Annotated in this window: 27 protein-coding genes; 16 read left to right on the top strand and 11 right to left on the bottom strand. The window is 65.2% G+C overall.

Annotated features, from left to right (window positions below; translation table 11 throughout):
• The first annotated feature begins 16 nt into the window (after positions 1-16).
• From xseA to QQL24_RS27560, 3 genes are all read left to right on the top strand, one after another.
• Complete coding sequence (xseA, locus tag QQL24_RS27570; protein ID WP_284315505.1) at positions 17-1,582, top strand: exodeoxyribonuclease VII large subunit; 1,566 nt, start codon at positions 17-19, stop codon at positions 1,580-1,582.
• 148 nt (positions 1,583-1,730) lie between these two features.
• Positions 1,731-1,952, top strand: a complete 222-nt coding sequence (locus tag QQL24_RS27565; RefSeq protein WP_284315504.1) for a DUF2093 domain-containing protein — start codon at positions 1,731-1,733, stop codon at positions 1,950-1,952.
• Positions 1,953-2,228: 276 nt separating this feature from the next.
• Positions 2,229-2,501 carry a hypothetical protein gene (locus tag QQL24_RS27560; protein WP_284315503.1) on the top strand — a complete coding sequence of 91 codons (273 nt, stop codon included), beginning with the start codon at positions 2,229-2,231 and terminating at the stop codon, positions 2,499-2,501.
• Positions 2,502-2,743: 242 nt separating this feature from the next.
• Here the strand turns inward: QQL24_RS27560 and lpxK are convergent, their stop codons facing one another.
• The 8 genes from lpxK to QQL24_RS27520 all read right to left on the bottom strand — a co-directional run bounded on the left by lpxK (position 2,744) and on the right by QQL24_RS27520 (position 9,111).
• Positions 2,744-3,766: a tetraacyldisaccharide 4'-kinase gene (gene lpxK / locus QQL24_RS27555; RefSeq protein WP_284315502.1), complete on the bottom strand. Its 1,023-nt coding sequence runs from the start codon at positions 3,764-3,766 to the stop codon at positions 2,744-2,746.
• Complete coding sequence (locus QQL24_RS27550; RefSeq protein ID WP_284315501.1) at positions 3,763-5,046, bottom strand: 3-deoxy-D-manno-octulosonic acid transferase; 1,284 nt, start codon at positions 5,044-5,046, stop codon at positions 3,763-3,765. Before QQL24_RS27550 ends, lpxK begins: the two co-directional genes overlap by 4 nt.
• Positions 5,043-5,747 (bottom strand): lysophospholipid acyltransferase family protein, encoded by a 705-nt coding sequence (locus tag QQL24_RS27545; RefSeq protein ID WP_284315500.1) that lies wholly within the window; start codon positions 5,745-5,747, stop codon positions 5,043-5,045. The genes QQL24_RS27550 and QQL24_RS27545 overlap by 4 nt, the downstream gene beginning before the upstream one ends.
• Positions 5,748-5,757: 10 nt before the next feature.
• Positions 5,758-6,000: a DUF4170 domain-containing protein gene (locus QQL24_RS27540; RefSeq protein ID WP_284315499.1), complete on the bottom strand. Its 243-nt coding sequence runs from the start codon at positions 5,998-6,000 to the stop codon at positions 5,758-5,760.
• 79 nt (positions 6,001-6,079) lie between these two features.
• Entirely contained in the window at positions 6,080-6,886 is an 807-nt protein-coding gene (locus QQL24_RS27535) for a 3'(2'),5'-bisphosphate nucleotidase CysQ (RefSeq protein ID WP_284315498.1), read from the bottom strand.
• Positions 6,887-7,035: 149 nt separating this feature from the next.
• Positions 7,036-7,308, bottom strand: coding sequence for a CopG family ribbon-helix-helix protein (locus QQL24_RS27530; RefSeq protein WP_284315497.1), 273 nt, complete (start codon positions 7,306-7,308; stop codon positions 7,036-7,038).
• Between the two features lie 148 nt (positions 7,309-7,456).
• Positions 7,457-8,710: an RNA polymerase sigma factor gene (locus QQL24_RS27525; protein ID WP_284315496.1), complete on the bottom strand. Its 1,254-nt coding sequence runs from the start codon at positions 8,708-8,710 to the stop codon at positions 7,457-7,459.
• The gene (locus QQL24_RS27520) at positions 8,707-9,111 is read right to left on the bottom strand and encodes a YciI family protein (RefSeq protein ID WP_284315495.1); all 405 of its coding nucleotides are present in this window, start codon (positions 9,109-9,111) and stop codon (positions 8,707-8,709) included. The genes QQL24_RS27525 and QQL24_RS27520 overlap by 4 nt, the downstream gene beginning before the upstream one ends.
• Before the next feature lie 271 nt (positions 9,112-9,382).
• Here QQL24_RS27520 and QQL24_RS27515 point away from each other — a divergent pair, with 271 nt between their 5' ends.
• From QQL24_RS27515 to QQL24_RS27500, 4 genes are all read left to right on the top strand, one after another.
• Complete coding sequence (locus QQL24_RS27515) at positions 9,383-9,748, top strand: nuclear transport factor 2 family protein (RefSeq protein WP_284315494.1); 366 nt, start codon at positions 9,383-9,385, stop codon at positions 9,746-9,748.
• Positions 9,745-10,590, top strand: coding sequence for a helix-turn-helix domain-containing protein (locus QQL24_RS27510; RefSeq protein WP_284315493.1), 846 nt, complete (start codon positions 9,745-9,747; stop codon positions 10,588-10,590). The genes QQL24_RS27515 and QQL24_RS27510 overlap by 4 nt, the downstream gene beginning before the upstream one ends.
• 529 nt (positions 10,591-11,119) lie before the next feature.
• Positions 11,120-11,449 (top strand): ChuX/HutX family heme-like substrate-binding protein, encoded by a 330-nt coding sequence (locus QQL24_RS27505; protein ID WP_284315492.1) that lies wholly within the window; start codon positions 11,120-11,122, stop codon positions 11,447-11,449.
• Complete coding sequence (locus QQL24_RS27500; RefSeq protein ID WP_284315491.1) at positions 11,446-11,808, top strand: bleomycin resistance protein; 363 nt, start codon at positions 11,446-11,448, stop codon at positions 11,806-11,808. Before QQL24_RS27505 ends, QQL24_RS27500 begins: the two co-directional genes overlap by 4 nt.
• Positions 11,809-11,838: 30 nt before the next feature.
• Here QQL24_RS27500 and ubiA read toward each other — a convergent pair whose 3' ends face one another.
• Together ubiA and QQL24_RS27490 are read right to left on the bottom strand one after the other, a co-directional pair.
• On the bottom strand, positions 11,839-12,795 hold the full coding sequence (gene ubiA, locus QQL24_RS27495; RefSeq protein ID WP_284315490.1) for a 4-hydroxybenzoate octaprenyltransferase: 957 nt from the start codon (positions 12,793-12,795) through the stop codon (positions 11,839-11,841).
• A 13-nt stretch (positions 12,796-12,808) separates the two neighbouring features.
• Positions 12,809-13,384, bottom strand: a complete 576-nt coding sequence (locus QQL24_RS27490; protein WP_284315489.1) for a hypothetical protein — start codon at positions 13,382-13,384, stop codon at positions 12,809-12,811.
• Between the two features lie 39 nt (positions 13,385-13,423).
• Here QQL24_RS27490 and QQL24_RS27485 point away from each other — a divergent pair, with 39 nt between their 5' ends.
• Together QQL24_RS27485 and QQL24_RS27480 are read left to right on the top strand one after the other, a co-directional pair.
• On the top strand, positions 13,424-14,167 hold the full coding sequence (locus tag QQL24_RS27485; RefSeq protein ID WP_284315488.1) for a 16S rRNA (uracil(1498)-N(3))-methyltransferase: 744 nt from the start codon (positions 13,424-13,426) through the stop codon (positions 14,165-14,167).
• Positions 14,168-14,309: 142 nt separating this feature from the next.
• Complete coding sequence (locus QQL24_RS27480) at positions 14,310-15,680, top strand: glutamate--cysteine ligase (protein WP_284315487.1); 1,371 nt, start codon at positions 14,310-14,312, stop codon at positions 15,678-15,680.
• A gap of 37 nt (positions 15,681-15,717) precedes the next feature.
• Here QQL24_RS27480 and QQL24_RS27475 read toward each other — a convergent pair whose 3' ends face one another.
• Positions 15,718-16,764 carry a LacI family DNA-binding transcriptional regulator gene (locus QQL24_RS27475; protein WP_284315486.1) on the bottom strand — a complete coding sequence of 349 codons (1,047 nt, stop codon included), beginning with the start codon at positions 16,762-16,764 and terminating at the stop codon, positions 15,718-15,720.
• A 171-nt stretch (positions 16,765-16,935) separates the two neighbouring features.
• Between QQL24_RS27475 and QQL24_RS27470 the strand changes: the two genes are divergently transcribed.
• The 7 genes from QQL24_RS27470 (at position 16,936) to QQL24_RS27440 (ending at position 24,225) form a co-directional block, all read left to right on the top strand.
• A complete protein-coding gene (locus QQL24_RS27470) occupies positions 16,936-17,958 on the top strand; it encodes a Gfo/Idh/MocA family protein (protein ID WP_284315485.1) in 1,023 nt (340 codons plus the stop codon).
• Between the two features lie 7 nt (positions 17,959-17,965).
• The gene (locus QQL24_RS27465) at positions 17,966-18,865 is read left to right on the top strand and encodes a sugar phosphate isomerase/epimerase family protein (protein ID WP_284315484.1); all 900 of its coding nucleotides are present in this window, start codon (positions 17,966-17,968) and stop codon (positions 18,863-18,865) included.
• 63 nt (positions 18,866-18,928) lie between these two features.
• The gene (locus QQL24_RS27460) at positions 18,929-19,942 is read left to right on the top strand and encodes a substrate-binding domain-containing protein (RefSeq protein WP_284315483.1); all 1,014 of its coding nucleotides are present in this window, start codon (positions 18,929-18,931) and stop codon (positions 19,940-19,942) included.
• A 65-nt stretch (positions 19,943-20,007) separates the two neighbouring features.
• On the top strand, positions 20,008-20,805 hold the full coding sequence (locus QQL24_RS27455; RefSeq protein ID WP_284315482.1) for an ATP-binding cassette domain-containing protein: 798 nt from the start codon (positions 20,008-20,010) through the stop codon (positions 20,803-20,805).
• Entirely contained in the window at positions 20,802-21,821 is a 1,020-nt protein-coding gene (locus QQL24_RS27450; RefSeq protein WP_284315481.1) for an ABC transporter permease, read from the top strand. The genes QQL24_RS27455 and QQL24_RS27450 overlap by 4 nt, the downstream gene beginning before the upstream one ends.
• A gap of 140 nt (positions 21,822-21,961) precedes the next feature.
• Entirely contained in the window at positions 21,962-22,885 is a 924-nt protein-coding gene (locus QQL24_RS27445; protein ID WP_284315480.1) for a DMT family transporter, read from the top strand.
• Positions 22,886-22,956: 71 nt separating this feature from the next.
• Positions 22,957-24,225 carry an ROK family transcriptional regulator gene (locus QQL24_RS27440; RefSeq protein ID WP_284315479.1) on the top strand — a complete coding sequence of 423 codons (1,269 nt, stop codon included), beginning with the start codon at positions 22,957-22,959 and terminating at the stop codon, positions 24,223-24,225.
• Positions 24,226-24,528: the final 303 nt, after the last annotated feature.

Genomic DNA, 24,528 nt, shown 5'->3' with positions numbered 1-24,528 from the left:
TGTGTAGAATGCCGGCATGTCCGATCTCCTGCCTGATTCTCAGCCCTCCAACGCCCCGGAGTGGACGGTCTCCGAGCTCTCCGGCGCCCTCAAGCGCACGGTGGAGGATGCCTTCGGCTATGTGCGCGTGCGTGGCGAAATCTCAGGCTATCGCGGGCCGGTCGCTTCGGGCCACGCCTATTTCGCCCTGAAGGACGAAGGCGCCAAGATCGACGCGGTGATCTGGAAGGGCAACATGGCGCGCCTCAAGCAGCGCCCCGAGGAAGGCATGGAGGTGATCGCCCATGGCCGCCTCACCACCTTCCCCGGCAAGTCCTCCTACCAGATCATTATCGACCGGCTGGAGCCCGCCGGCCTCGGCGCGCTGATGGCCCTCCTGGAGGAGCGTCGGCGCAAACTCGCCGCCGAGGGCCTGTTCGACGAGAGCCGCAAGCGCGCGCTGCCCTTCCTGCCGCGCGTGGTCGGTGTCGTCACCTCGCCCACCGGCGCGGTGATCCGCGATATCCTGCATCGCATCTCCGACCGCTTCCCCCGTCCTGTCATCGTCTGGCCGGTGCGGGTGCAGGGCGACACCAGCGCCGCCGAAATCGCGAATGCCATCAACGGCTTCGACGCATTGCCTCAAGGAGGTCGCATCCCGCGCCCGGACGTGCTGATCGTGGCGCGCGGCGGCGGCAGCCTGGAGGATCTGTGGTCCTTCAACGAGGAGATCGTGGTGCGTGCCGCCGCGAATTGCTCGATCCCGCTGATCTCGGCCGTGGGCCATGAGACCGACTGGACGCTGATCGACCATGTCGCCGACCGCCGCGCTCCAACGCCCACGGGCGCGGCCGAGATGGCCGTGCCGGTGCGAGCGGACCTCTTCGCCAATCTGCACGACCTCGGCGCGCGGCTCACCGGCCACGCTTTGCGCATGATCGAGCGCCGCCGGCAGGACCTGCGCAATCTCGGCCGGGCCCTGCCCAGCGGCGAGGCGCTGCTGGCGACCCCTCGCCAGCGGCTCGACCTCACCGCCGGGCGCCTCGTGCAGGCGCTGCTGCTCAACACCCGCCGGCACCACCAGCTTTATGACGCGGTCTCCCGCCGCCTGCTGGCGCAAAGCCCCTCCAACCGGCTCGACCGCAGCCGGGACCGTTTCCACGCCGTGGCGGATCGCCTGGAGGCCAGCGCTCGCATTGCCCTCGCCCGCAAGCGCGAGGCGTTCGCCGGCCGCGCCAGTCAATTGACGCCTCTGCTGCTGTCCCGACGCAGCGAAGCGGGGCGCGAACGCCTCGACAACCTCGCCAACCGCCTGCTCCAGGCCGCGAGCGCCCGCACCCAGGCGCAGCGCGAGCGGCTCAGCCGCTTCTCCGTCCTGCTCGATGCCTATTCCTACCAGGGCGTGCTGCAGCGCGGCTTTGCGCTGGTGCGCGACGGCGAGGGCCAGCCCGTGCGCAGTGTCCCGGCCGCTAAGGCGGCCTCGACCCTTGACCTGCAATTCGCCGATGGCCATTTCATCGTCAGCAATGGTGGCTCGCCGCCGCCCACCCGGCTGCCGAAAGCCAGACCGGCAAGCAAGCAACCCGGTTTGTTCGACGAATGATATTACTGTCCAATCCGGGAAACAAACTCCAAGCTTTTGATAAAACTGAGAATATCGCCTTGAAGAGTGATCGTTTTTTGAGATCGTCCCCGCAGACGCGGTCTGTTATATTTACCTCAAACCCGTTCCAACGCAGGCCAACCTCTCGATGAATCGTCACGAAAGCCGCATGTCGATGCCCGGCGAAGCACAGATCCAGTTTCTCGATGCGGATTTTCGCATCCTCAAGCCCGGCAGCTATGTGCGTTGCGCCGTGACCGGCGTCCATATCCCGATCGACGAACTCCGCTACTGGAGCGTCGATCGCCAGGAAGCCTATGCCACCCGCGAAGCGGCACTGGAGCGCCTCAGAAGCCTCGGCGTGATCTAGGCCGCCCAAAGATTGGCCGTTGGGTCACAATTCCGCAGGATACAGCCGTTCGCGAAAACCTGACCGGCCACCCCTTCCCGCACCAACTCAATAATATTCAACAACCATTTGTTTTTGCTTCAAAAAACATCATTCATCGATCCCTGTCCGCCCAACCTCACGCCTATCGTGTGTGTAAAATCGCACGCCATGAGCGGAGGTAGTCAGGCACTGATTTCCCAACGGCCGCATGGTTAGGTTTCCGTGTGGGCGGATGGGAATTCGAGGGATAGTCCGATGTTTGAGAGTGCCGATATCGAATATGGCGTCCTGCCCTTCATTCGCGATGCTGCCGGTGAGCTGGTACCGCTCCAGCCCGTCGACGCGTCCAACTGGGCGTCCGTGCAGTACAGGGCTGAGTCCGCGGTGATTGCGGGCCGCTATGATGGCGCCATCGCCTTTTCGCGTTCGCGCGATCGGCGCTCGGGCGGGGTCAAGACCGCGATCATCGCCCAGTTCGGCGAACTGCCGGAAGCGCTGATCGAGCCAACGCTGGAGATGTCGCACTAAGTGGCCGGCGCCTTGTCTTTGATGCATCGATCAAAGGAAGGGCTGTCATTCCCGGCTGAGCCACTCGCGAGCGTAGCGAGAGAGGGCGAAGGGAAGGGAATCCAGTGGGCAAAGAGTGCAGTTCCTTAGCCCCTGGATCCCCTTCCCTCCCAGTCACAAGCAAAGCTTGTGACGTGCTAGCCGGGGATGACAGTACATAGATGCTTCGGGATAGGAGCCTCTGGCGGCCATCTCGCCCGCCCCTACCCGCCGAGCCGGAAGCGCTTGACCAGGAAGTCGTGCAAGTCGCGTTCTTCCTCGAAGACGAGGCGGATCGGCACGGTCTGTGAGATGGAGGCGAGGCCGATACGGGCGGGGCCTCCGGAAAGGCGGACCCTGTCCTTGGTAGTGGTCACCGGGATGAGCTTGGCCGTCTGCGCCCTGAGCGCGATACGGCTGGCATCCTCCTCGCTGAAGGCGTGATGGTCGGCGAAGACTTCGGTGGCGGCGATGATGGCGCCCATGTCCGCCAGCGTCTTGAAGAACTTCTCCGGTCGCCCGATCCCCGCAAAGGCGAGCACGCGCTTGCCGCGCAGCACCGGCGCCGACGGGTCGACCGTCGTCCGCGCCCGGAAGACCGCAAGCCCGGAGCCGCGGGCGAACTCATGCACGATGGTGCCGGCGTCGCCAGGGCCGATCACCACGACCGCCGACGCGAAGGGCACCTGGTCGTGGATCGGGCCCCTGAGCGGGCCTGACGGAAAGACCATGCCATTGCCGATGCCGGTCTCGCCATCCACCGCAATGATCGAGCAATCCTTGTCGAGCGAAGGATTCTGGAAGCCGTCATCCATGATGATGATGGTGGCGCCCTCGGCAACCGCCAGCGCCGCGCCGGCCGGCCTGTCGCGCGAGAGCACGGTCAGGCCCTTCTGGGCAAGCAGCAAGGCCTCGTCGCCGACCTGTTCGGCCGAAGCCTCGGGCAGGACGACCAGTGGTCCCTTCTCGCGCCCGCCATAGCCGCGGGTGAGGAAGGCCGGTTTCTGGCCGGTCTGCCTGAGGATCTCGGCAATCTCGATGGCGAGCGGCGTCTTGCCGGCGCCGCCGAGGGTGAAATTGCCGACGCAGACGACCGGCACCTCGGCACGGGCGCCCGGCCGGCGCATGCGGGCGATCACCCGGCCGCCATAGAGACGGGCGATGGGGCTCAGCAGCCGCGCCAGCCAACCCCTGGGCCGGTACCAGAATTGTGGCGCCTTGAGACTGATCGGCAGCAGGGAGCTCATGACGCCGGCTTCGCCGCGAGCGCGGCCAGTGCCGTCATGGTGCGGTCGAGCGCACCCGTCAGGCTGGCGATCGCCCGGGCGCCCCCTTCAGCCACGCGTTCTGTCTCGGCAGGATCGGCCAGCAGGCGTGCGACGGCCGAGGCCAGTTCCCCGCTGCTGCGAACCATGATTGCGCCGCCCATGCCGTCCAACGCCCCATATGCCACCAGGAAATTTTGCACAAAAGGCCCGTGCAGAACAGCCGCGCCGAGCTTGGCCGGCTCGATTGGGTTCTGGCCGCCGTCCCCCAGCAGCGACTTGCCGACGAAGACGATGCGGGCGAGGCGGTAGAACAGGCCCATCTCGCCCACCGTGTCGGCGACATAGACATCCATATCGGCCTGCGGCACCGCGCCCTCTGAACGCAACCCGACTTTGAGCCCCTTCGCCCTCAGCTCCGCCGCAACGGCCGGCCCTCGGTCGGGATGCCTGGGCACGATGAGGGTGAGAAGGTCGACAAAACGGTCCTTCAGTCCGGCATGGACCTCGCCGGCGAGAGCCTCCTCGCCGTCATGGGTGGCGGCGGCCAGCCAGAGTGGCCTTGCTCCGATCGCGGTCTGCAACTCCCCGAGCTTTGCCTCGTCGGCCGAAGGCGCGGGCGCATCGAATTTGAGGTTGCCCGAGATCATGACATTGGGCGCGCCGAGCGCCTTGAAGCGCTCGCCATCGTCCTCGCTCTGGGCAGCGATGAGGTCGAAGCAGCCGAGCAGCGTGCCGATGGTGCGCGGAGCGCGCCGCCAGCGGGCGAAGGAGCGCGGCGACATGCGTGCGTTGACGAGCGCGAGCGCGACGCCGGCCGCCCTGGTCTCCTGAACCATGGTCGGCCAGATCTCCGATTCCAGGAAAACCGCGAGATCGGGCTGCCAATGCCTGAGGAAGCGCCGCACGAAGGCGGGGACGTCGAGCGGCACGAATTGATGGATAGCACCCGCCGGCAGCCGCCGCGCCATCAGGGCGGCGGAGGTGACGGTGCCGGTTGTCATCAAGACCTGGAAGCCCTGGGCGCCCAGCCTCTCGGCGATGGGCAGCAGCGTGATGGATTCGCCGACGCTCGCCCCGTGCAGCCAGCACAGCGGCCCCTCAGGGCGCGGCTTGCCGGCAATGCCGATGCGCTCGGGCCGGCGCAGCGGGTCTTCCTTGCCCCGGCGCTGGCGCCGCCCGAGCAGCAGGCCCGAAAAAGGCCCAAACCCCGCCGTCGCCAGGCTGTAGAGCCGCAGGATCAGGGGGCGGGACACGCTCACGGACCGGCCCTGACAAATTTGCGTCCGACCATGCCATAGGCGGTGCGGTGGGCGGCATCGAGATTGGCCTGCACCTCCTGGCGCTTGGCTTCCATCATCGCCTTGTCGGCATCCTCGGGCACATGCACGAGATCGCCGACCACGAAGGCTCCACGCGAAAACGGCAGGCTGATCACGGCGCGGTCCCAGGTCGAGAGCTGGATCATGTTGGAGGTCGCCACCGCCACAGGCACGATCGGCCGGCCCGACAGGCGCGCCAGCGTGACGATGCCGAGCCCAGCAACCCCGCCCGTGCGCGGCACGTCGGCCGTCACGCCCACCGACTGGCCATCCTTCAGTGTCGCCACCAGCTCGCGCAAGGCAGCCGGGCCGCCCTTGTGGTGCTGGCGCTGCGGCCGGGCTCCGGAGCCGCGCACCAGGCCGAGGCCGAGCCGCGTCACTGCCACGGCATTGATCTCGCCATCTCCATGGCGGGAGATCAGGATCTTGAACTCATGCCCCTCGCGCCGCATGAAGGGCACCAGGAAATGGTGCCCGTGCCACATGGCGACGATATAGGGATATTCGTTGCGGATCGGCCCGTAGAGATCGGTGGGAAAATCGGTGAAGCGGCTGGTGGCGTGGACGAGCTTAAGCCAGGCCGCGAGGCCTTCGCCGATACCCTTCTGGATGAATTTGGACTGGCCGATACTCTTGATCATTCAGACAGTATCAGCCCTTGGTCTTGTCTGTCGCGGGATCGAGCAGACGATGCAGATGCACGATGAAATAGCGCATCTGGGCATTATCGACGCTCGACTGTGCCTTCGCCTTCCAGGCTGCCTGCGCGCTGGCGTAGTTGGGGAAGATGCCGACGATATCGAGCCCGGCCAGGTCCTTGAACTCGATGCCTTCGATCGACGTCAGTTCACCGCCGAAGACCAGGTGCAGCAATTGCTTTGAGGATTCGCTCATTCGAGACTCCTAGAGCTCTAACTCTTTGTTTCGACGCGTCTTTGCGATTCTTGCCGATGCCGTCAAATCGCAAAACGCTTTAGATCGTTCCGTCTTTCACGCAGTCGAACAGCGACACCAGGCCGGCATGACGGCCAAGGCCAGCCATCACCAGCGGCCGGTGCATCGGGTTCGCGCGGTTGTAGATCACATCATCGCCATGGAAGCTGCTCAGGCGCCCGCCGGCTTCGCTGAGGATGATGTCAGCGGCGGCGATATCCCAGTCATGCGAGGCGCCGGAGGCGAAGGCAGCGTCGACCAGCCCTTCGGCCACATAGGCGATGCGCAAGGCCAGGGATGACAGGCGCGAGGCCCGCTCGATCCGAGATGGCAGGCCCTGGCGGATGAGATCGAACATCGGCTTGGGGCTGGCGAGGGTGCGGGTCTGCGCCAGCGCGCCGGCGTTGGCCTTAATGGCCACGCCGTTCTTGAAGGCGCCGAGGCCTCGTCCTGCACTATAGAAATCGCCGTTGGTCGGCCGGTAGAGCACGCCGGCGAGCGGGCGGCCATCTTCCACAAGGGCGGCGGAAATCACCCATTCGCCGTTGCCGGCGATGAAGCCGCGCGTGCCGTCGATGGGATCGAGCACCCAGACCTGTCGCTTCGACAATCGCTCGGCGCTATCGGTGGCCTCCTCCGAGAGCCAGCCGATCGCGCTGGAAACGCCGCGCAGGCGCTTGGCAAGATGGGCATCGATGGCAAGGTCCGCCTCGGTGACCGGCGAATTGTCCAGCTTGTCGAAGACCCGGGCGCCGTCGCGCGCGAAGCGCAGGCCGATTTCGCCAGCCTCCCTCGCGGCTTCGGTCAGCAACGGCAGCGCCTCGCCTGCAGTCAAAAGACGGGCCATCTGCCCTGCGTCATCCCTAGCATCCATGGCCCGGATTTAGGCGAGCCGCGCAGCGCACGCAAGCAAGAACCGTGGGTTCGGCAAGGAGGATGCCGGGTTCAAGCAGGTATACCCTCCCGTGCGCCACTACCGGCGGGGAAGTGTGACAGTCAGCTGTGGCAGGTGGGGATCTCCGTCTCCTCATGGGTACCCCACAGGCGCAGCCATTCACGGAGCTCGTCACCTGTCAAATGCTGTCCCGTATCCCGATATTCTTCCCAGGATGCCAGCGCTTCCCGCCGGAAGCTCTCTCGAGCCTCCTCGCAGTCGACATAGTGGCGGATTGCCTCGCGCATGATCTCTTGGGTCGATCGCTGCTGCCGAGCGGCGAGGCGTTGGAGGCGGCCATTCAGGCTGTCGTCGAGTTTGAACAGGATCGCCATAAACTAAGTCCGTCATCGGGTGTTTCCTCCCGATACCTTAGCACTCGCCTCCCGCATCATCCATGGGCCCTTGCCCCAAGCCCTGGAATTGAGCGAGAGAACAGCGTGCAAGCGCGAAACGAGCATTTTGCTGGCACTCGTGTGGCCGCTAGCGGGAGGCAGAGGCATTGGCGCGCGCGAGCAACAAGGCGCGCTCCCTGTCATTGCCGGTCAATTCGGCGGCGCGGCGGAACTCCGCGCGGGCTTCCAGGATCTGTCCCAGCTTCTCCAGAAGGTCGCCGCGCACCGTCGGCAGCAGATGCGAATCCTTCAAGCGCGGCTCGTCTCTCAGCGCGTCGGCGATGGCGAGGCCCTGGGCCGGTCCGAACGCCATGCCGACCGCCACCGCGCGGTTGATTTCGACGATGGGCGACGGCGCCGCCAAGGCGAGCGCCTGGTAATAGGCGGCGATGGCAATCCAATCGGTGTCGGCGGCGCTCACCACGCGGGCATGGCAGGCGGCGATCATCGCCTGCAAGAGATAGGGACCGGGCGTTGGCGTCAGCGCCATCGCGCGGCTTAAGCCGTCGAGGCCGCGCCGGATCAGCGACCAGTTCCATCGGCTACGGTCCTGGTCGAGCAGCAGGATGGGCTCGCCCGTTCTGTCGGTGCGGGCCGAGAAGCGCGAGGCGTGCAGCTCCATCAACGCCACCAGCCCCTGGGCCTCTGGCTCCTCCGGCATCAGCGCTGCCAGCGAACGGCCAAGGCGCAGGGCCTCGCCGCTCAGATCCGGGCGCAGCCAGTCCGGCCCCGCGGTCGGTACATAACCCTCATTGAAGATCAGATAGACCACCTCCAGCACGGCCGCCAGGCGTTCCCGCCGCTCTTGCCCGCGCGGCGTCTCGAAAGGGATGGCGGCATCGCGCAGGGCTCGCTTGGCGCGCACGATGCGCTGGGCGATTGTCGCCTCAGGCATCAGGAAAGCGCGGGCGATCTCGGGCGTCGACAGTCCGCCCAGCAGTCGCAGAGCCAGGGCGGCACGTTGCTCGGCGGGCAGCACCGGATGGCAGGCGGTGAAGATCAGCCGCAGCAGGTCGTCGTCGATGTCCTCGTCGAGTACAGCCTCGATCTCGGGCGTCTGGCGCTCCAGCCCGGCGAGGTCGATGGCGAGTTCCCGATGCTTGCCGTCGATCAGGGTGGTGCGGCGCAGTCGGTCGAGCGCCCGGTTCTTGGCGACCTGGGTCAACCACGCGGCCGGATTGCGCGGGATGCCGTCCCGGGGCCAGCGCTCCAGCGCCGAGAGGAAGGCATCCTGCGCGATCTCCTCGGCCAGTCCGACGTCGCGCAAATAGCGGACGAGCCTGGCGGCGAGCTTGGGCTGCTCGATCCGCCAGACCGCCTCGATGGCTGCAGTGGCAGTCAACCCTTCAACTCGCTGAAGCCTTCCGCCGCCTTCTGTACGTCCTCGGGGAACTCGGTCATCTCGAAGACGCGGCGGATCTCGATCACTTCATTCTCCGAGGCGGGGCAGCGGCGGGCCCATTCGATGGCCTCCTCGCGCGAGCGCACGTCGAGCATCCAATAGCCGCCCAGCACCTCCTTGACCTCGGCGAAGGGTCCGTCGGTGACAACGGGCTTTCCGCCCTTGAAGCTGACCCGCGCGCCCGAAGACGGCGGATGCAGGCCGTCGAGGGCCAGCAGCACGCCGGCCTTCTTCAACTCCTCATTGTATTTCATCATCGCCTGCACCGCCTCGGCGCTGGGCATGGCGTCGGGTGCCGCGGATTCGTAGCCGCCGGGGATCATCAGCATCATGAAACGCATGGGTCTTTCTCCTTGGTTGGTTCGATCCTTCGACGAACGAAAACAGAGGAATCGACAAGAGCGTAGAAAAAATTAGAGCGCCATTACCTCGTGCGTGACACCGTCGAGGCAGCCAGGGAAAGAACTTAAAGCCGCCTTGGCGCCGGCACCATACAAAGCGCATCTGGTTTGAAGTGCTGCTGATTACCTGGCGCGTAATTGAGAGGCGGCGGACCGCTGGCCATGCTATGCGGGCCTGAAGCAATCAGGCGTCCTCAAAGGAGAGCTTGAAATGTCCGATCCCGCCACCATCGCCAGAACCTATATCGCCACCTGGAACGAGACCGATCCCTCCCGCCGCCGCGCGCTGCTCGCCGCGACTTGGGCGGAGGACGCTCTCTATGTCGACCCGCTGATGCGCGGCCAAGGCCAGGATGAGATCGACGGGCTGATCGCTGCCGTGCAGCAGCGCTTTCCCGAATTCCGCTTCGCGCTGATCGGCAAGGCGGACGGCTATGGCGACAATATTCGCTTCTCCTGGCAGCTTGGGCCAGACGGCGCCGAGGCCCCGATCAAGGGCACGGATTTCGTGCAGCTCGAAAGCGGGCGCCTCAGCAAGGTCAGCGGCTTCCTCGATCAGGTTCCGGCGGCAGCATGAGCGCTCGCGCGAACTCGGCCCCTGCCCGCCGCCTCGCCGGCCTGCCTCCGGGCAGGCCGGCCCGGGGCATCGGCGAACACCTGCGCGCCTGGCGCCAGCACCGGCGCCTCAGCCAGCTCGACTTCGCACTGGAGGCGGAGATCTCGCAGCGCCATCTCAGCTTCATGGAAAGCGGCCGCTCGCAGCCGAGCCGCGACATGGTCCTGCATCTGGCCGAGCGGCTGGAAGTGCCGCTGCGCGAGCGCAACAACCTCCTGCTGGCAGCCGGGTATGCGCCCATATACAAAGAGCGGCCGCTGGAGGATCCGGCGCTCGAGCCGGCGCGGCAGGCCATCGACCTCGTGCTCAAGGGGCACGAGCCCTTCCCGGCGGTGGCGGTCGACCGGCGCTGGACACTGGTCGCCGCCAACCAGGCCATCACGCCGTTGCTTGCCGGCGTCACGGACGAGAACCTGCTCAAGCCGCCCGTCAACGTGCTGCGGCTCGCTCTCCATCCCAACGGCTTGGCGCCGCATACCGTCAACCTGCCCGAATGGCGCGAGCACCTGCTTGAACGCCTGCGCCACCAGATCGCGGTTACGGGCGACAGCACCCTTTCCGAATTGCTTGGGGAACTCCAGGCCTATCCCGTGCCGGCGGCAAAACGCGGCGCCAAGGCGACGGACTATGGCGGCATCGTCGTGCCGTTCCAGTTGCGGACGGAAGCCGGGCTGCTGACCCTCTTTTCGACCGTGACGGTGTTCGGCACGCCGGTCGACATCACTCTGTCGGAGCTTGCGCTGGAGTCCTTCTTCCCGGCCAATGCCGAGACGGCAGAGATCCTGCGTAGGCTGGCTGGTTAAAATTCTTTATTATTCAGCAGATTAGGCCTGTTCCGCCCCTATAGAAGTGCTTGCGGCGACCCCATGGCGGACAAGATGTCCACGCTCCCTATCACGCCGCCTTGCTGGCCGCGGGGGCCTCCAGCGACTGCAGCACCTCGAAGCCCTCGAGCACCGGATGGCCGAGCGTCAGCGACGGGCCTTTGCCGGCTGCGCACGCGCCATACAGCCCCCATCACAACCACCGCAAGCACCGCCACCGTCGCCAGACCGCGACTGCGCATCGAATTCATCCCACCCATTTCAAACCCCGTAACGTAAAACTATTCAAATCTGCGTTTAAGATAATCTATCTTGTTAAATCAAACGTTGTTTCATACAATTTTAGCGATTTTTAGCAGCAATTTAGGTGAATAAAGTCGTTTAACGTCTGATTTTATTGATACAATTCGTGAAAATTTACTCTATTCTAAACTAAGAAAATGAAGAACTTGGCGTAGTTTCGAATATTTCTATTTTGCACTGTTGAGAACTTGGAGAAGACAGGGAAATGAGTGAGTTGAAACAACGGTGGCAGGCCTTGCGGGAAGGTCGGTCAGGAGTGCGGATCCGCGATACGGCGGCGCAATTGGGGGTGTCGGAGGCGGCCCTGCTGGAAACCCGCATCGGTGACGGTGTGGCGCGCCTGGCGGTGCGGGCAGACAGGCTCTGCGCCGCTTTGCCGCACCTCGGTACAGTCATGTCCTTGGTCCGGAACGATGCCGCCATCCATGAAAAGGACATCGCTTTTCGTGCTGGAATCGAGCAGGAGGGCCGGCTTTATTTCGAAGGTGAGGGCTTCGCCTGGCGCGGCATCCTTGAAAAGGCGGTGGCAGCATGAACCAGGCCGCGACCGAGCGCCTGATCGGCGCCATCCCGACCCTCGCCTCGCTCAGCTTCGAGGAAACCATCGGCTTCTATGCCCGCCTCGGTTTCGAGGTGCTGCACAGCGACATCTCCTTCCTGCTGCTGCATCGCGACGGTGTGCGCCTCAGTTTCTGGCTCACGGGCAACCGCCGCGTGCCGCAGGCTACCAGTTGCTGGCTTGAGGTGACCGGCATCGGCGCGCTCTACGCGGATTTCAACGCGCTGAACATCGTGCACCGCAAGGGCCATCTGGAGGACAAACCCTGGGGCACGCGGGAGTTCTCGATCACCGACTGCCACGGCAACCTGATCCGTTTCTCGGAAAAGGTGTAGAAGAAGTGGCGGTCTCCACCGCCACTCCGTTCAGAAGGCCCACTGCCACAGGCAGTCCGCGACGAGGCCCGCGAAAAGGATCGCGCCCGCATTGCGGTTGGAGCGGAAGACTTCCAGGCAGAGCGCCCCGTCGCGATGGTCGAAGCGCATGACCTGCCAGGCGAGATGGATGGCAAAGCCCGCAAGGCCGAGAAAAGACAAGGGCGAGGCATCGTTCAGCGCGAGCGCCAGGGCGATCAGCACGACGCAGCCGGCATAGAAGGCGCCGACCGCCGGTCTCACCCGCTCGCCGAACAGCAGGGCGGTGGAACGCACGCCGACGATGGCGTCGTCCTCCTTGTCCTGGCAGGCATAGATGGTGTCGTAGGCGATCACCCACAGCACCGAGCCGATGAAGAGCAGCACCGCCGGCAAGGCCAGGCTGGCGGTGACGGTAGCCCAGCCCATCAGCGCGCCCCAGGAAAAGGCGAGGCCGAGCACGGCCTGCGGCCATGAAGTGATTCGCTTCATGAAGGGATAGACGGCCACCACCGCCAGCGAGGCGATGCCGAGCCCGATGGCGAAGGCGTTGAACTGCAGGAGGACGACGAGACCGACGAGGCCCTGCAGTCCAAGCCAGGCTACTGCCGCCTTGGTGCTGACCTGACCTGAAGGAATCGGGCGCAAGCGCGTACGCTCCACCTGCCCATCGATGTCGCGGTCGACGATGTCGTTGAGCGTGCAGCCGGCGCCGCGCATCACGAAGGCGCCGACGAGGAAGAGAAAGAGATGCCAGAGCGCCTGGCTGGCTGCGCCGTGATGCAGCGCCACCAGCGCCGCAGACCACCAGCAGGGCCACATCAGCAGCCAGCCGCCAATCGGCCTGTCAGCCCGGGAGAGACGCAGGAAAGGCCGCAGGAAGGCCGGCGCGTGGCGATCGACCCAGTTGCCGGCCGGTGCATCGGCAACCTTGTCCGGCGTGCCGGCCTGGGCAGAGAGCGGCGCCATCACGCCCGCCCCGCTATTGCAGTTGCAGATTGACCGGCGGCTTCGGCACGGCCTGGCCACCAGGGCCCTTGGGCGCAGGCGCGACCTGCTGGCGCGGCGGATGCGAGCAGATGCGCGTGCGTGTCGACTGGGTCTGCTTCATATCCGTAGTGATCTGCTGGATGTTCTGGTCGGTGATCGCACAGAAGTCCTTGTTCTTGGACATGTAGTCCAACATCTTCTGATCATTGGCGATATAAGAGCCCAGGCTGCCGCAGAAGTCGTTGAAGTTCCGCTTCAACTGTTCGAAGGTCTTGGGCTTAGGACGCTTGTTGATCCCCTGCAATACCTTGGCTATTTCCTCGCGCTGTGAGATCAGCGGCGACAGATCTTTGCTGCAGAACTGATTGCCGATCGGAGCGCTCTGCGCCTCGGGCGGCGGCTGCTGGGCCGGCTGCTCCTGAGCTGCAACGGGTGTCGCCGCCAGCATGGCGCCGGCGAAGAGGGAGACCGAAACAAGACGCAACATGAGGACATCCGCGAGATTGAAGGTGAACTCTCGATACAGAGGAACTATTGATCTCGCAAGTTCAGGGCGGCTTGAAGGCACGATTGCACCCTGAATTCCGCGTAACGTGGATCCCTTGATATGGCGGCCTATGATTTTCTTTCGGTCCGGCTCTTCGTCGATTCCCCTCTCGGCGAGGGCCAGGCGATCGCGCTCGACAAGACCCAGCAGAATTATCTGTCCAATGTGCTGCGCCTGAAGGCGGGCGAGCGCATCCTGGTGTTCAACGGCCGCGAGGGCGAATTCGCGGCGACCATCGCCATTGAGGGCAAGCGCGTCAGCCTGGTGGCGGAGGCACAGACAAGACCGCAAACACCGCGCCCCGGCCTGCGCTGGCTGTTCGCCCCGCTCAAGCATGCCCGGCTCGACTATATGGTCCAGAAAGCGGTGGAGATGGGCGTCGGCACCATCGAGCCCGTGATCACCCGCCGCACGCAGGTCTCGCGTGTCAATCTCGAACGCATGCAGGCCAACGCTATCGAGGCCGCCGAACAATGCGGCGTGATCTCGGTGCCCGAGGTCGCGCCCGAGCAGAACCTGCTGCGCGCGATCGAGAACTGGGATCCAGCGGTGCATCTCGTCTTCTGCGACGAAAGCGCCGCCCTCGCCGATCCGCTCGCCACGCTCGCCGCCATGCCGAAGGGACCTGTCGCCGTCCTCATCGGCCCGGAAGGCGGCTTCGAGGATGCCGAGCGGCAGGCGATCGCCCGCGTTCCCTCCCATACCCGCCTCTCGCTCGGCCCGCGCATCCTGCGCGCCGACACCGCCGCCGTGGCGGCCCTGGCGCTCATTCAGGCCGCCCATGGCGACTGGCGGGCCGTGTGAAAATCGCCTCGATGCTTCACCGATCCAAAAATCGACGGTCTGAATCGGGTTTGTCGTCTTTTTGACGTGTCGCGGGGATGGCCGCAATTGTCATGTCGCATGGCTGTGTCTATGGTCCGCGCCGTTTTGCAAGGTTTCCCTCATGGCCCGCGACGTTATCGATTCAACCCCTATTGCCTCGCGCGACGAATTGGTCGCCTGGATCGAAAAGGGCAACAAGCCACAGTCCCAATTCAAGATCGGCACCGAGCACGAGAAGTTCCCCTTCCGCGCTGGCAGCCACCAGCCCGTGCCTTATGAAGGCCCGAGCGGCATCCGCGCCTTGCTCGAGGGCATGCAGGCCATGCTCGGCTGGGAACCGATCATGGAAGGCGAGAACATCATCGGCATGCTCGACGTCACCGGCGGCGGCGCAATTTCGCTGGAGCCGGGTGGCCAGTTCGAATTGTCGGGCGCGCCCCTGCACTCGATCCACCAGACCTGCACCGAGATCCACGCCCATCTCGCACAGGTGCGCGAGATCGGCGGGCCGCTCGGCATCCGTTTCCTGGGCCTGGGCATGTCGCCAGTGTGGACGCGCGAGCAGACGCCGCGCATGCCCAAGCGCCGCTACGAGATCATGACGAACTACATGCCGAAGGTCGGCGTCATGGGTCTCGACATGATGTACCGCACCTCTACCGTGCAGGTGAATCTCGATTTCTCCTCCGAAGCCGACATGGTGAAGAAGTTGCGCGTTTCGCTGGCGCTGCAGCCGATCGCCACCGCCATCTTCGCCAATTCGCCCTTCATGCATGGCAAGCCCAACGGCTTTCTCTCCATGCGCTCCGAGGTGTGGCGCCATACCGATCTCGACCGCACCGGCATGCTGCCCTTCGCCTTCGAGGATGGCATGGGTTTCGAGCGCTATGTCGACTGGGCGCTCGACGTGCCGCTCTATTTCGTCAAGCGTGGCGACACTTATCACGACGTTGCCGGCGGCTCGTTCCGTGACCTCCTCACCGGCAAGCTGCCGCAACTGCCGGGCGAATATGCCACTATCTCGGACTGGGCCAACCATCTCGGCACGCTCTTTCCGGAAGTGCGCCTCAAGCGCTATCTCGAAATGCGCGGCGCCGATGCCGGCCCCACCTCCAAGCTCGCCGGCCTCTCGGCCTATTGGGTGGGCCTGCTCTACGACACCGACGCGCTGGAAGCGGCCTGGGACCTCGTCAAGGACTGGAACGAGGCCGAGCGCCAGGCCCTGCGCGACAGCGTCAGCCGCCAGTCCCTGAAGACGCCGTTCCGCAACGAGACCGTGCGCGACATCGCGCTGCGCACGCTGGCCATCGCCCGCAAGGGGCTGAAAGCGCGCAATATCGAGGATTGGGAAGGCCGCACCGAGGACCATTTCCTCGACGGCCTCGACGAGATAGTGGAGAGCGGCGTGACTTCCGCCGAAGCCATGCTGGCCCGCTTCCAGGGCGAATGGGGCGGCAGGATCGACCCGATCTTCGACGAGAAGGCGTATTGAGAACCTGGCGCCGGACCATCGAGCCAGCCCCCCAATATCAGGTGCGAGCTCCCGATCTCTCCGAAGTGCTTCCCCCTTCCACATAGCGCATCGGCATCAGGATCTGCGGGAACTCCGCGGCCGGCAGCCCCGTCTTCTCCGCGGTTAACGCTGCCTGCAAGGCCCTGCCGAGCTCCTGGCCGAGCATCGGCAGGTCGGCCTGGTAGGAGGACAGCACCGGCGAGAGGAACTGGGCCTGGGCGTCGCAATTGACGCAGATCACCGACATGTCCCGCCCCGGCGCCAGCCCGGCCTCGTTCAGGCGCTTGTAGAGGCCGATGGCGAGCTTGCGGTCGGCGGTGATGACGGCTGTCGGTATATCCTGTTCCGCCAGCAGCGCGTCTGCCGCCTCATAGCCGCCGCCCTTGCCCCGGCTGCAGCGATGGACCGCGCCGGCCTTGTGCGGCAGTCCAAGCCGGGCCAGGGTGGCCTGGAACTGTTCGGTGATGAGGTGGCTGTAATTGAGCTCGCCCGCCGGCACGAGGGCCGCCATGCGCCGATGACCGAGGGCAGCGAGGCGCTCGACCGCTCCCCCCACAGCTGCGTCGAAATCCATGTCGACAAAGGCGTGATCCTCTTCCAGCTCGCAGCGGCCGAAGGCAACGAAGGGCAGCGACCTGCCGAGGAGATAGCCGATACGCGGGTCGCTACGCTGTGTCTGCGAGATGATCAGCGCGTCGACCAGCCGCCGGCCGGCAATCCGCTGCAGCACGGAAAAGGCATCCTCCTCAGCCTCGACATAGAGGAAAATGGCAAGATCGAGCCCCCGCCCCGAAAGAAATCGGCGCAGGCCGTTGAGCACGGCGGCGAAAACCGAATCGACCAGGGTCTGTTCCGGGTCGCTCGGCACGATCACGCCCACCAGGCCCGTCATGCCCCTGCGCAGGCTCCTGCCGGACTGGTTCGGCGCATAGCCGAGTGTGCTCGCCGCCTCCAGCACACGCTTGCGCGTCTCAGGGTTGACGTCAGCCTTGCCGTTGAGGGCGCGCGACACCGTGCCGATCGAGATGTCGAGATGACGAGCGAGCTCGCGTATGCCGATCAAAGCCCTTCCCCCTGCGTGCCGCGGGCCACTCGGTCCCGCCCCCTTGTCATTGCATGATGAGCGTAACTCAAACAACTCTTGACAGGATTTTCCCGCCACAATAACTTCCGTAAACGTTTACGGAAATCAAGTGGGCAAAGACCCGCTGACCGCTGGCAAGGGAGGCTTGCGATGCGCTTGAGGGCTGTCCTCATCGGATGCGGTGCCATGAGCCGCGCCTGGCTGCAGGCCGCCGCCGGCATCGAGGGCCTCGACATTGTGGGCCTTGCCGATCTCGACCAAGAACGAGCAAAGGGGCGCGCCGCCGAATTCGAGCTCTCCCACGCCGTCACGGCCGCCGACCTCTCTTCCTTGCTGGTGACGACGCAGCCCGACGTCCTGTTCGACGTGGTCGTGCCATCCGCCCGCCACAAGGTCGTGGCTGAAGCGCTGGCCGCCGGCTGCCATGTGCTGAGCGAAAAACCGATGGCCAATTCGATGGAGGAGGCGCATGACCTGGTGAAACGCGCCGCCACGGCCGGCCGCATCCATGCCGTGGTGCAGAACCGGCGCTATCTCTCCGCCATCCGCCGCATCGCCAGGCTCGTCGCCTCCGGCGCCATCGGCGATATCACCAGCGTGCATGCCGACTTCTTCGTCGCGCCGCATTTCGGCGGCTTTCGCGAGGAGATGGACCATGTGCTGCTGCTCGACATGGCCATCCACACCTTCGATGCCATGCGCTGCATGACGGGCCTGTCACCGACGAAGGTCCATTGCCGCGAGTGGGACCCGAAATCCTCATGGTTCCGGCAGGGCTCCTCCGCCCTCGCCTGCTTCGATCTGCCGAACGGCGCCCTCTTCACCTATCGCGGCAGCTGGGCGGCGGAGGGCATCCGCACCAGTTGGGAAGGCGCCTGGCGCATCGTCGGGACAAAGGGCTCGCTCGCCTGGGACGGACATGACGATATCCGCGCCGAAGTACCGGGCGAGCGCACCGAGCTGCTGGCGCCCCTTACCTCGGTTGCCGTGCCTGCTTCCGAACCCGGGGACAAGGTCGGCGGGCACCAGGGCGTCCTCACCGATTTCATTGCCGCCATCCGCTCCGGTTCGGAACCGGAGACGGTGGGGCACGAAAACATCCGCAGCCTCGCCATGGTTTTCGGCGCCATCGAAAGCGCCGGCCGGGGCCGCACCATCGAACTCGTGATCTGAGAAAGCCATGTCCGCCCTGAAAAGCATCCGTGTCGGTACCATGATCAAGGCCAATGCGCCGGATCCCGCCGGCTATGTCCGCGGGATCCTGCCGCATGGCTTCGAGAGCATCGAGCCCTTCTTCTGGCAGGTGATGAACAAGGACCTGCCACGCCTTGCCGGCGAGTTGCGCGACGCCATCGGCGATGCGGATGTGGTGATCGACACGCTCGGCATGTTCGGCAATCCCCTGGAAGAGCAGGAGCTCGATGTCGCCACGCTGGAGGGCTGGAAGGCGCTGATCGACAATGCGCATCTGTTCGGCGCCAAGACGATCGCCGGCTTCACCGGGCGCATCCGCAACCGCCCGCTGGAGGAAAGCCTGCCGCGCTTCAGGCAGGTCTGGGGCGAACTCAGCCGCCGCGCCGACGACAAGGGCGTGCGCCTCGCCTTCGAGAACTGCGCCATGGACGGTAACTGGGCGGGCGGAGACTGGAACATCGCCCACAATCCCGACGCCTGGGAGCTCATATTCGACGCCCTGCCGGCCGACAATCTCGGCCTGGAATGGGAGCCTTGCCACCAGCTCGTCTATCTCATCGATCCCCTGCCGCAGATCCGCAAATGGGCGCCGAAGATCTTCCATGTCCATGGCAAGGACGCCACCGTGCGCTGGGACGTGATCCGCGAGCACGGCGTGTTCGGCAAGCATGCCTTCGTACAGATGCGCACGCCCGGCTTCGGCGACAGCGACTGGACGCGCATCCTCGGCGAGCTGCGTCTGGCCGGCTATGCCGGCACCATCGACATCGAAGGCTGGCACGACCCCGTCTACCGCGACGAACTGGAGATGACGGGCCAGGTCTTCGCGCTCAACCACCTCAAGCAGGCGCGTGGTGGTGCTGATTTCATCGCCAATCCGAACTGATAGGATATCTGGACTGAACGATCAATAAAGGGTGAAAAGCCCGATCAACAGAGGGAAGAAACCATGAAGAAACTGACTGTCTCGAAGGCCATGCGGAATGCCGGCCTGCTTCTCGGCCTACTCTCCAGTGTGGCTGCCGTCACCGGCGCCTCGGCTGCTGACGCCGTGCGCGACAAATGGTGCGGCAACGTCCATATCCGCTTCTTCGTCGGCGGCGCGGAGGGCGATGCCTTCGGCACCATCGTCTATAATGGCGCGCGCCAGGCCGCCAACGACACCGGCGCCCAGGTCGAATATGTCTTTTCCGGCTGGTCGCAGGAACAGATGACCCAGCAATTGCGCGAGGCAGTGGCGGCCAAGCCCGACGGCATCGCCATGATGGGCCATCCGGGCGATGCGGCCATCCTACCACTGGCCGAGGACGCCGCGGCCGCCGGCATCAAGATGATCTATCAGAACGTGCCGGTGCCGACGGCCCAAGCCAAGTTCGGCAGCGCCTATGTCGGCGCCCAGCAGGAGCCGCAGGGCCGGGCCCTGGGCGAAGAGATCCTGCGCCGCTTCGGCCTGAAAGCTGGCGACGTTGCCATCGTGCTTGGTGGTTTCGACGATTCCAACCGCGGCGCCCGCGAGGAGGGCACCGCCAAGGCGCTCGAGAAGGGCGGCGTCAAGGTGGTGCGCCTCACGTCCCCGCCCGAATGGGCGACGGACCCCAACCTCGCCATTCCCGTGATCACCGCCACCGTGCAGGCCAACCCGGCCGCCAAGGCGATCGTCTATCCGGGCGGCCAGCAGCTCGGCAATGCCGCGACCTATATGCAGGCGGCCGGCAAGAAGGCGGGTGAACTGATCAATGTCGGCTTCGACACCAGCCCGCAGATCGTCGAGGCCTTCAAGGATGGCTGGGTGCAGCTCACCGCCGACCAGCAGCCCTTCCAGCAAGGCTACATGCCGATCCTGAGCCTGTGCGAGCAGATCGTCTATGGCCTGTCGCCGGTCAGCGTCGATACCGGCAACGGTTTCGTGACACCCGACAACTACAGGAACGTTGCCGACCTCGCCAGCCAGGGGCTGCGTTGAGCGAGGCTCACTGCGAGGGCGCCCCTCCCAGCGCCCTCGCCTTCCCTTCTCCTCAGGAGGCCAGCATGGGCGAAAGGCTCATCGAATTGAGGAATGTCGCCAAATCCTATGGCCGCGTCTTTGCCGTGGGCGGCGTCAATCTGCATGTCGACCGGGGCGAGGTCGTAGGCCTGCTCGGCGACAACGGCGCCGGCAAATCGACCCTGATCAAGATGCTGGCGGGCGCCATCAGGCCGACCAGCGGCGAGATCCTGGTGCGTGGCGTGCCGGCTCAGAACTGGAACGCCGCCCGCTCGCGCGATGCCGGCATCGAAACGGTCTTCCAGGACCGGGCCCTGTGCGTGCAACAGTCGATCGTGCGCAACATCTTCATGGGACGCGAGATCACCGGCTTCCTGGGTTTCCTCGATACGGGCAAGGAACACGCCGAAGCCGAGCGCCTGATGCGCGAGATCGGCTTCACCTCCAAGGTGTTCACGCCCGATTCCATCGTGGGGCAATTGTCCGGCGGCGAACGCCAGGGCGTCGCCCTCGCCCGGGCGATCTACAACAAGGCCGACCTCATCGTCATGGACGAGCCCACCACCGCCCTCTCGCTCACGGAAACAGAGAAAGTGTTCCGCTTCGTGCGTACGGTGAAGGCGGGCGGGCGCTCCATCCTCTTCATCGGGCACAACATCCACCACGTCTACGATATCGCCGACCGCTTCGTGGTGATCGACCGCGGCCGTGTCGCCCTCGAAGCCACGAAGGAAGAGGTCGGCTCGGCCCAGGCCCTGATCGATTTCATGGAACATACCGCCCATCCGCAGGGCGCGGCCTCCTTCGACCCGACCGCCGCCCTGCCGGGAGCATCGCGATGAGCCTGTCCGTCAACGACCGCCCCAAACAGCCCCGCGTCGTCGTCCGCCCGCCCGAAAGCGCGCTGCGCCGTTTTCTCACCAGGAACCGCGCCGCAATGGGCACCTTCGTCGTCTTCGCGGTGATGATCCTGATCTTCATGATCGCCAGCCCCCGCGTCTTCCTGAGCTGGACGATCTATTCTTCGGTACTGGTGACACTACCGGTGGCTCTCGCTCTCGTCGTGCCGCTGGTCTTCGTGGTCACCGTCGGTGAGATCGACCTTTCCTTTCCCTCCACGATGGGCTTTTCAGCCTGGATGTTTGCCCTGCTGATCAAGGCCAGTTTTCCAGCCCTGATCGCCATCGCCGCCGCTATCGTCACCGGCACGATCATCGGCCTCGCCGTCGGCTCGCTGGTCGTCTATGGCTCCCTCTCCTCGCTGATCGCCACGCTCGGCATGAACTACATGCTGCGCGGCTTCATCCAGATCATCACGCAGGGCAAGTCGATCGCCTTGCTCGAACTGCGCGACGGCACCACCGCCAGCGTGCTCTCCGGCTCGGTCTGGGGCGTGCCGGTGCAGATCTTCTGGGCCCTGCTCTTTGTGATCGCGGCGGGCCTGCTCTACAACCGACATCGCTTCGGCGCCCGTGTGCATGCCGTGGGCGACCATCCCGACAGCGCGGCGCAGATGGGCATTCCCGTCGACAGGGTGCGTGTGGCCACTTTCGCCTTCATGGGCTTCGGCGCCGCCATCGCCGGCATCTTCACCACACTCGTCAACTTCACCTGGTGGCCGACGACGGGCGACGGCTATCTTCTGCCGGCGATCGCCTCGGTCTTCGTGGGAGGCACGCCGACCTGGGGCGGCATCGGTACGGTGGCCGGCGGCGCCATCGGCGCCACCATCGTGTCCTTCATCCAGAGCGGCATCGTGGCCGCCGGCCTCAGTGGCTTCTACGTGCAGTTCTTCAACGGCCTGATCATCATCCTGGCGTTGCTGGGACACCGTTGGAACCAGAAGCGCTTCAGGTAAATGGGGCTGTCGTGCCGCACACGCAGCGGCAGGAAATGGTGCGACTATTCCCGAGCCCCTTCCCGGCCCATCAACCTGTGCGATCAATTCCATTCCCGACCTTCATTGGACCAGGGGTTCAAAGCGTCGGATAATGGCGCATGTCAGACACGATCCTGAAAGTAAGGCCGAGCGACGCCGCGGCGCTCGGTGCCTTCGATTTTTCGCTCTACGCCCTGGTTGTCTTTGTCTGGGGCACCTCATGGATCGCCCTGCATCTGCAGCTCGGCGTGGTGGCGCCGGAGGTGTCTCTATTCTGGCGCTTCCTGATCGCCGCCGTGGTGATGCTGGTCTGGGTGGCGGCAACCGGCAACCGACTGCGCTTTGCCGCGGCCGAGCATCTGCGTTTCGCCCTGATGGGGCTGTTGCTGTTCTCGACCAATTTCCTCTGCTTCTACTACGGCGGGCTCTCGACGCCTTCCGGCCTGCTGGCTGTGGTGTTCTCGCTCGCCTCGGTCTTCAACATCGTGCTCGGCGCTCTGATCTTCCGCCAGAAGCCGCGCTTGCGCGCCGTGATCGCCGGGCTGATGGGCTTCGGCGGCGTCGGCCTGATGTTCGCGCCACAACTGACCGGCGCGAGCCTTAGCGGCCCGGTTCTCGGCGGTCTCACACTCTGTGTCGCCGGCACCCTGTGCTTCTGCCTGGGCAATATGCTGTCCGTCGGCCTGAAGGCGCGCGCCATCCCCCTGCCTTCCGCGACCACCTGGGGCATGGTCTATGGCGCTCTCTTCCTGCTGCTGTTCAGCCTCGTCCGCGGCCAGGACTTCATCATCGAGCCCAATATCCGCTATCTCGGCGCGCTGCTGTGGTCGGCCCTGCTCTCTTCCGTAGCCGCCTTTGCCGCCTATCTCACGCTGCTCAGCCGCATCGGTGCCAGTCGCGCCGGCTATTCGACCGTGCTGTTCCCCGTCATCGCCCTGGCCATCTCGACGATCTATGAAGGCTATGCCTGGACCGGCCTTGCCATCACCGGCCTTGTCATTGTCATCGCCGGCAATCTCCTGATGCTCACCAAAACCCGCTGACCACGCAGCCGAGCTTCTTCGCTGGCTTATGTCTGATTTCGGTCATAAGATCGCGCTGGCGCTGCCGGTCCATGGCAGCCGCGAAGGGCAGAACCAGCGTGACCAAAGAAGGCAAGGAGCATGAGGAAGCGGGATCAGCGTCGGGCGCCGGCACCATCCTCTGGCTGATCGCCACCGGCAGGGCGTGTTCGCGCTCCGCCCTCACGGAGGCCTCGGGCCTGTCGCGCTCCACCGTGACCGAGCGCCTCGCCGCTCTCTTCGATGCGGGCCTGATCGAAGAAGCACCGGAGGCGCTGCCGAGCGGCGGCCGGCCGGCCCGCATGATCCGGCTCAACACCGATTTCGGCGTGGTGCTTTCGGCTGATATCGGCGAAAGCCATGCCCGCCTCGCTATCACCGATCTCGAACCGAGGATCCTCGCCGAGGCGGTCGGCACGATCGACATCCGCCACGGCCCGGTGCCCGTGCTCGGATGGATCGTCGAGCAGTTCCGGCTGCTCCTGAAACGCCTCGGCCGGCGCCACGAGGATGTACTCGGCATCGGCATCGGCCTGCCGGCGCCGGTCGACCATGAGGGCGGGCGCGTCGTCGGCCCTTCGGTGATGACCGGCTGGGACGATTTCGACATCCGCGCCTGGCTGCAGCGGCAGTTCGATGCGCCGGTGTCGGTGGAGAACGACGTCAACCTGATGACGCTCGCCGAGTTCCGCCGTTTCTGGCCCGAGGTCGGCCAGTTCTTGTTCATCAAGGCGGGTACCGGCATCGGCAGTGGCATCATCACCGACGGGCGGCTCTATCGCGGCGCGCAGGGTGCCGCGGGCGATATCGGCCATATCCAGTTCACGGGCGAGCCAGCCCCGCTCTGCCGATGCGGCAAGCTCGGCTGCGTCGAGGCGCGGGCGGCGGGCTGGGCCATCGCCCGCGATCTCAGCAACCGTGGCGTGGAGGCGACGACGGCCCGCGACGTGATCGACCATTTGAGGGCCAACCAGCCCGAGGCCGTCCGGCTGGTGCGCGAGGCAGGCCGGGTGCTCGGCGAAGTGACAGCCGATGTCGTCAGCGTGCTCAACCCGAGCGTGATCGTCATCGGAGGCACGCTGGCGCAAGCGGGCGAGGACCTGCTCTCCGGCGTGCGCGAGCTCGTCTACCAGCGCTCCCTGCCGCTCGCCACGCGCAACCTCACCATTGCCGCCGGCCAGTCGGATATACGCACCGGTCTGTTGCTTGGCGCCGCCCTGCTGGTGATCGAGACGCAGATGCGGCCCGAGACCATCGAGCGTACCATCATCAGGCACCAGCGCTCTGCCGCCGCTGGCGCCAGGCGCAGGCGGGCGGGATAGGCCGCCGGCCGGCCTCTACGCACAGGCGGTAACGTTGCGGGTGAGGCGGAAGTGGCGATCTCTGACCGCTATTCTTGGAAACAAAGCGTTTCATACCGAGGAAGATGGCCGTCGGAGACTGCCACTCCCTGTTTTGGCGCGGCCTGATTTGCAAAGTCGGCCCCTACGCCTCCTCCACGCACGGGAGTTGAGGCCCTGCGGCTCAGCCCTTGCAGCTCGTGCGAGCAAATCCGGCTGGCCGGCAAAGTTTCGTCGAAAAATAGGAAATTGCAGACGGTATAACGATTTAAGCCTCGGATCTCC

This window comes from Labrys miyagiensis (assembly GCF_030160835.1).
Classification (GTDB): domain Bacteria; phylum Pseudomonadota; class Alphaproteobacteria; order Rhizobiales; family Labraceae; genus Labrys; species Labrys miyagiensis.
The sequence above is the reverse complement of the archived record's forward strand: the minus strand, read 5'-3'. Positions and strand labels throughout refer to the sequence as shown.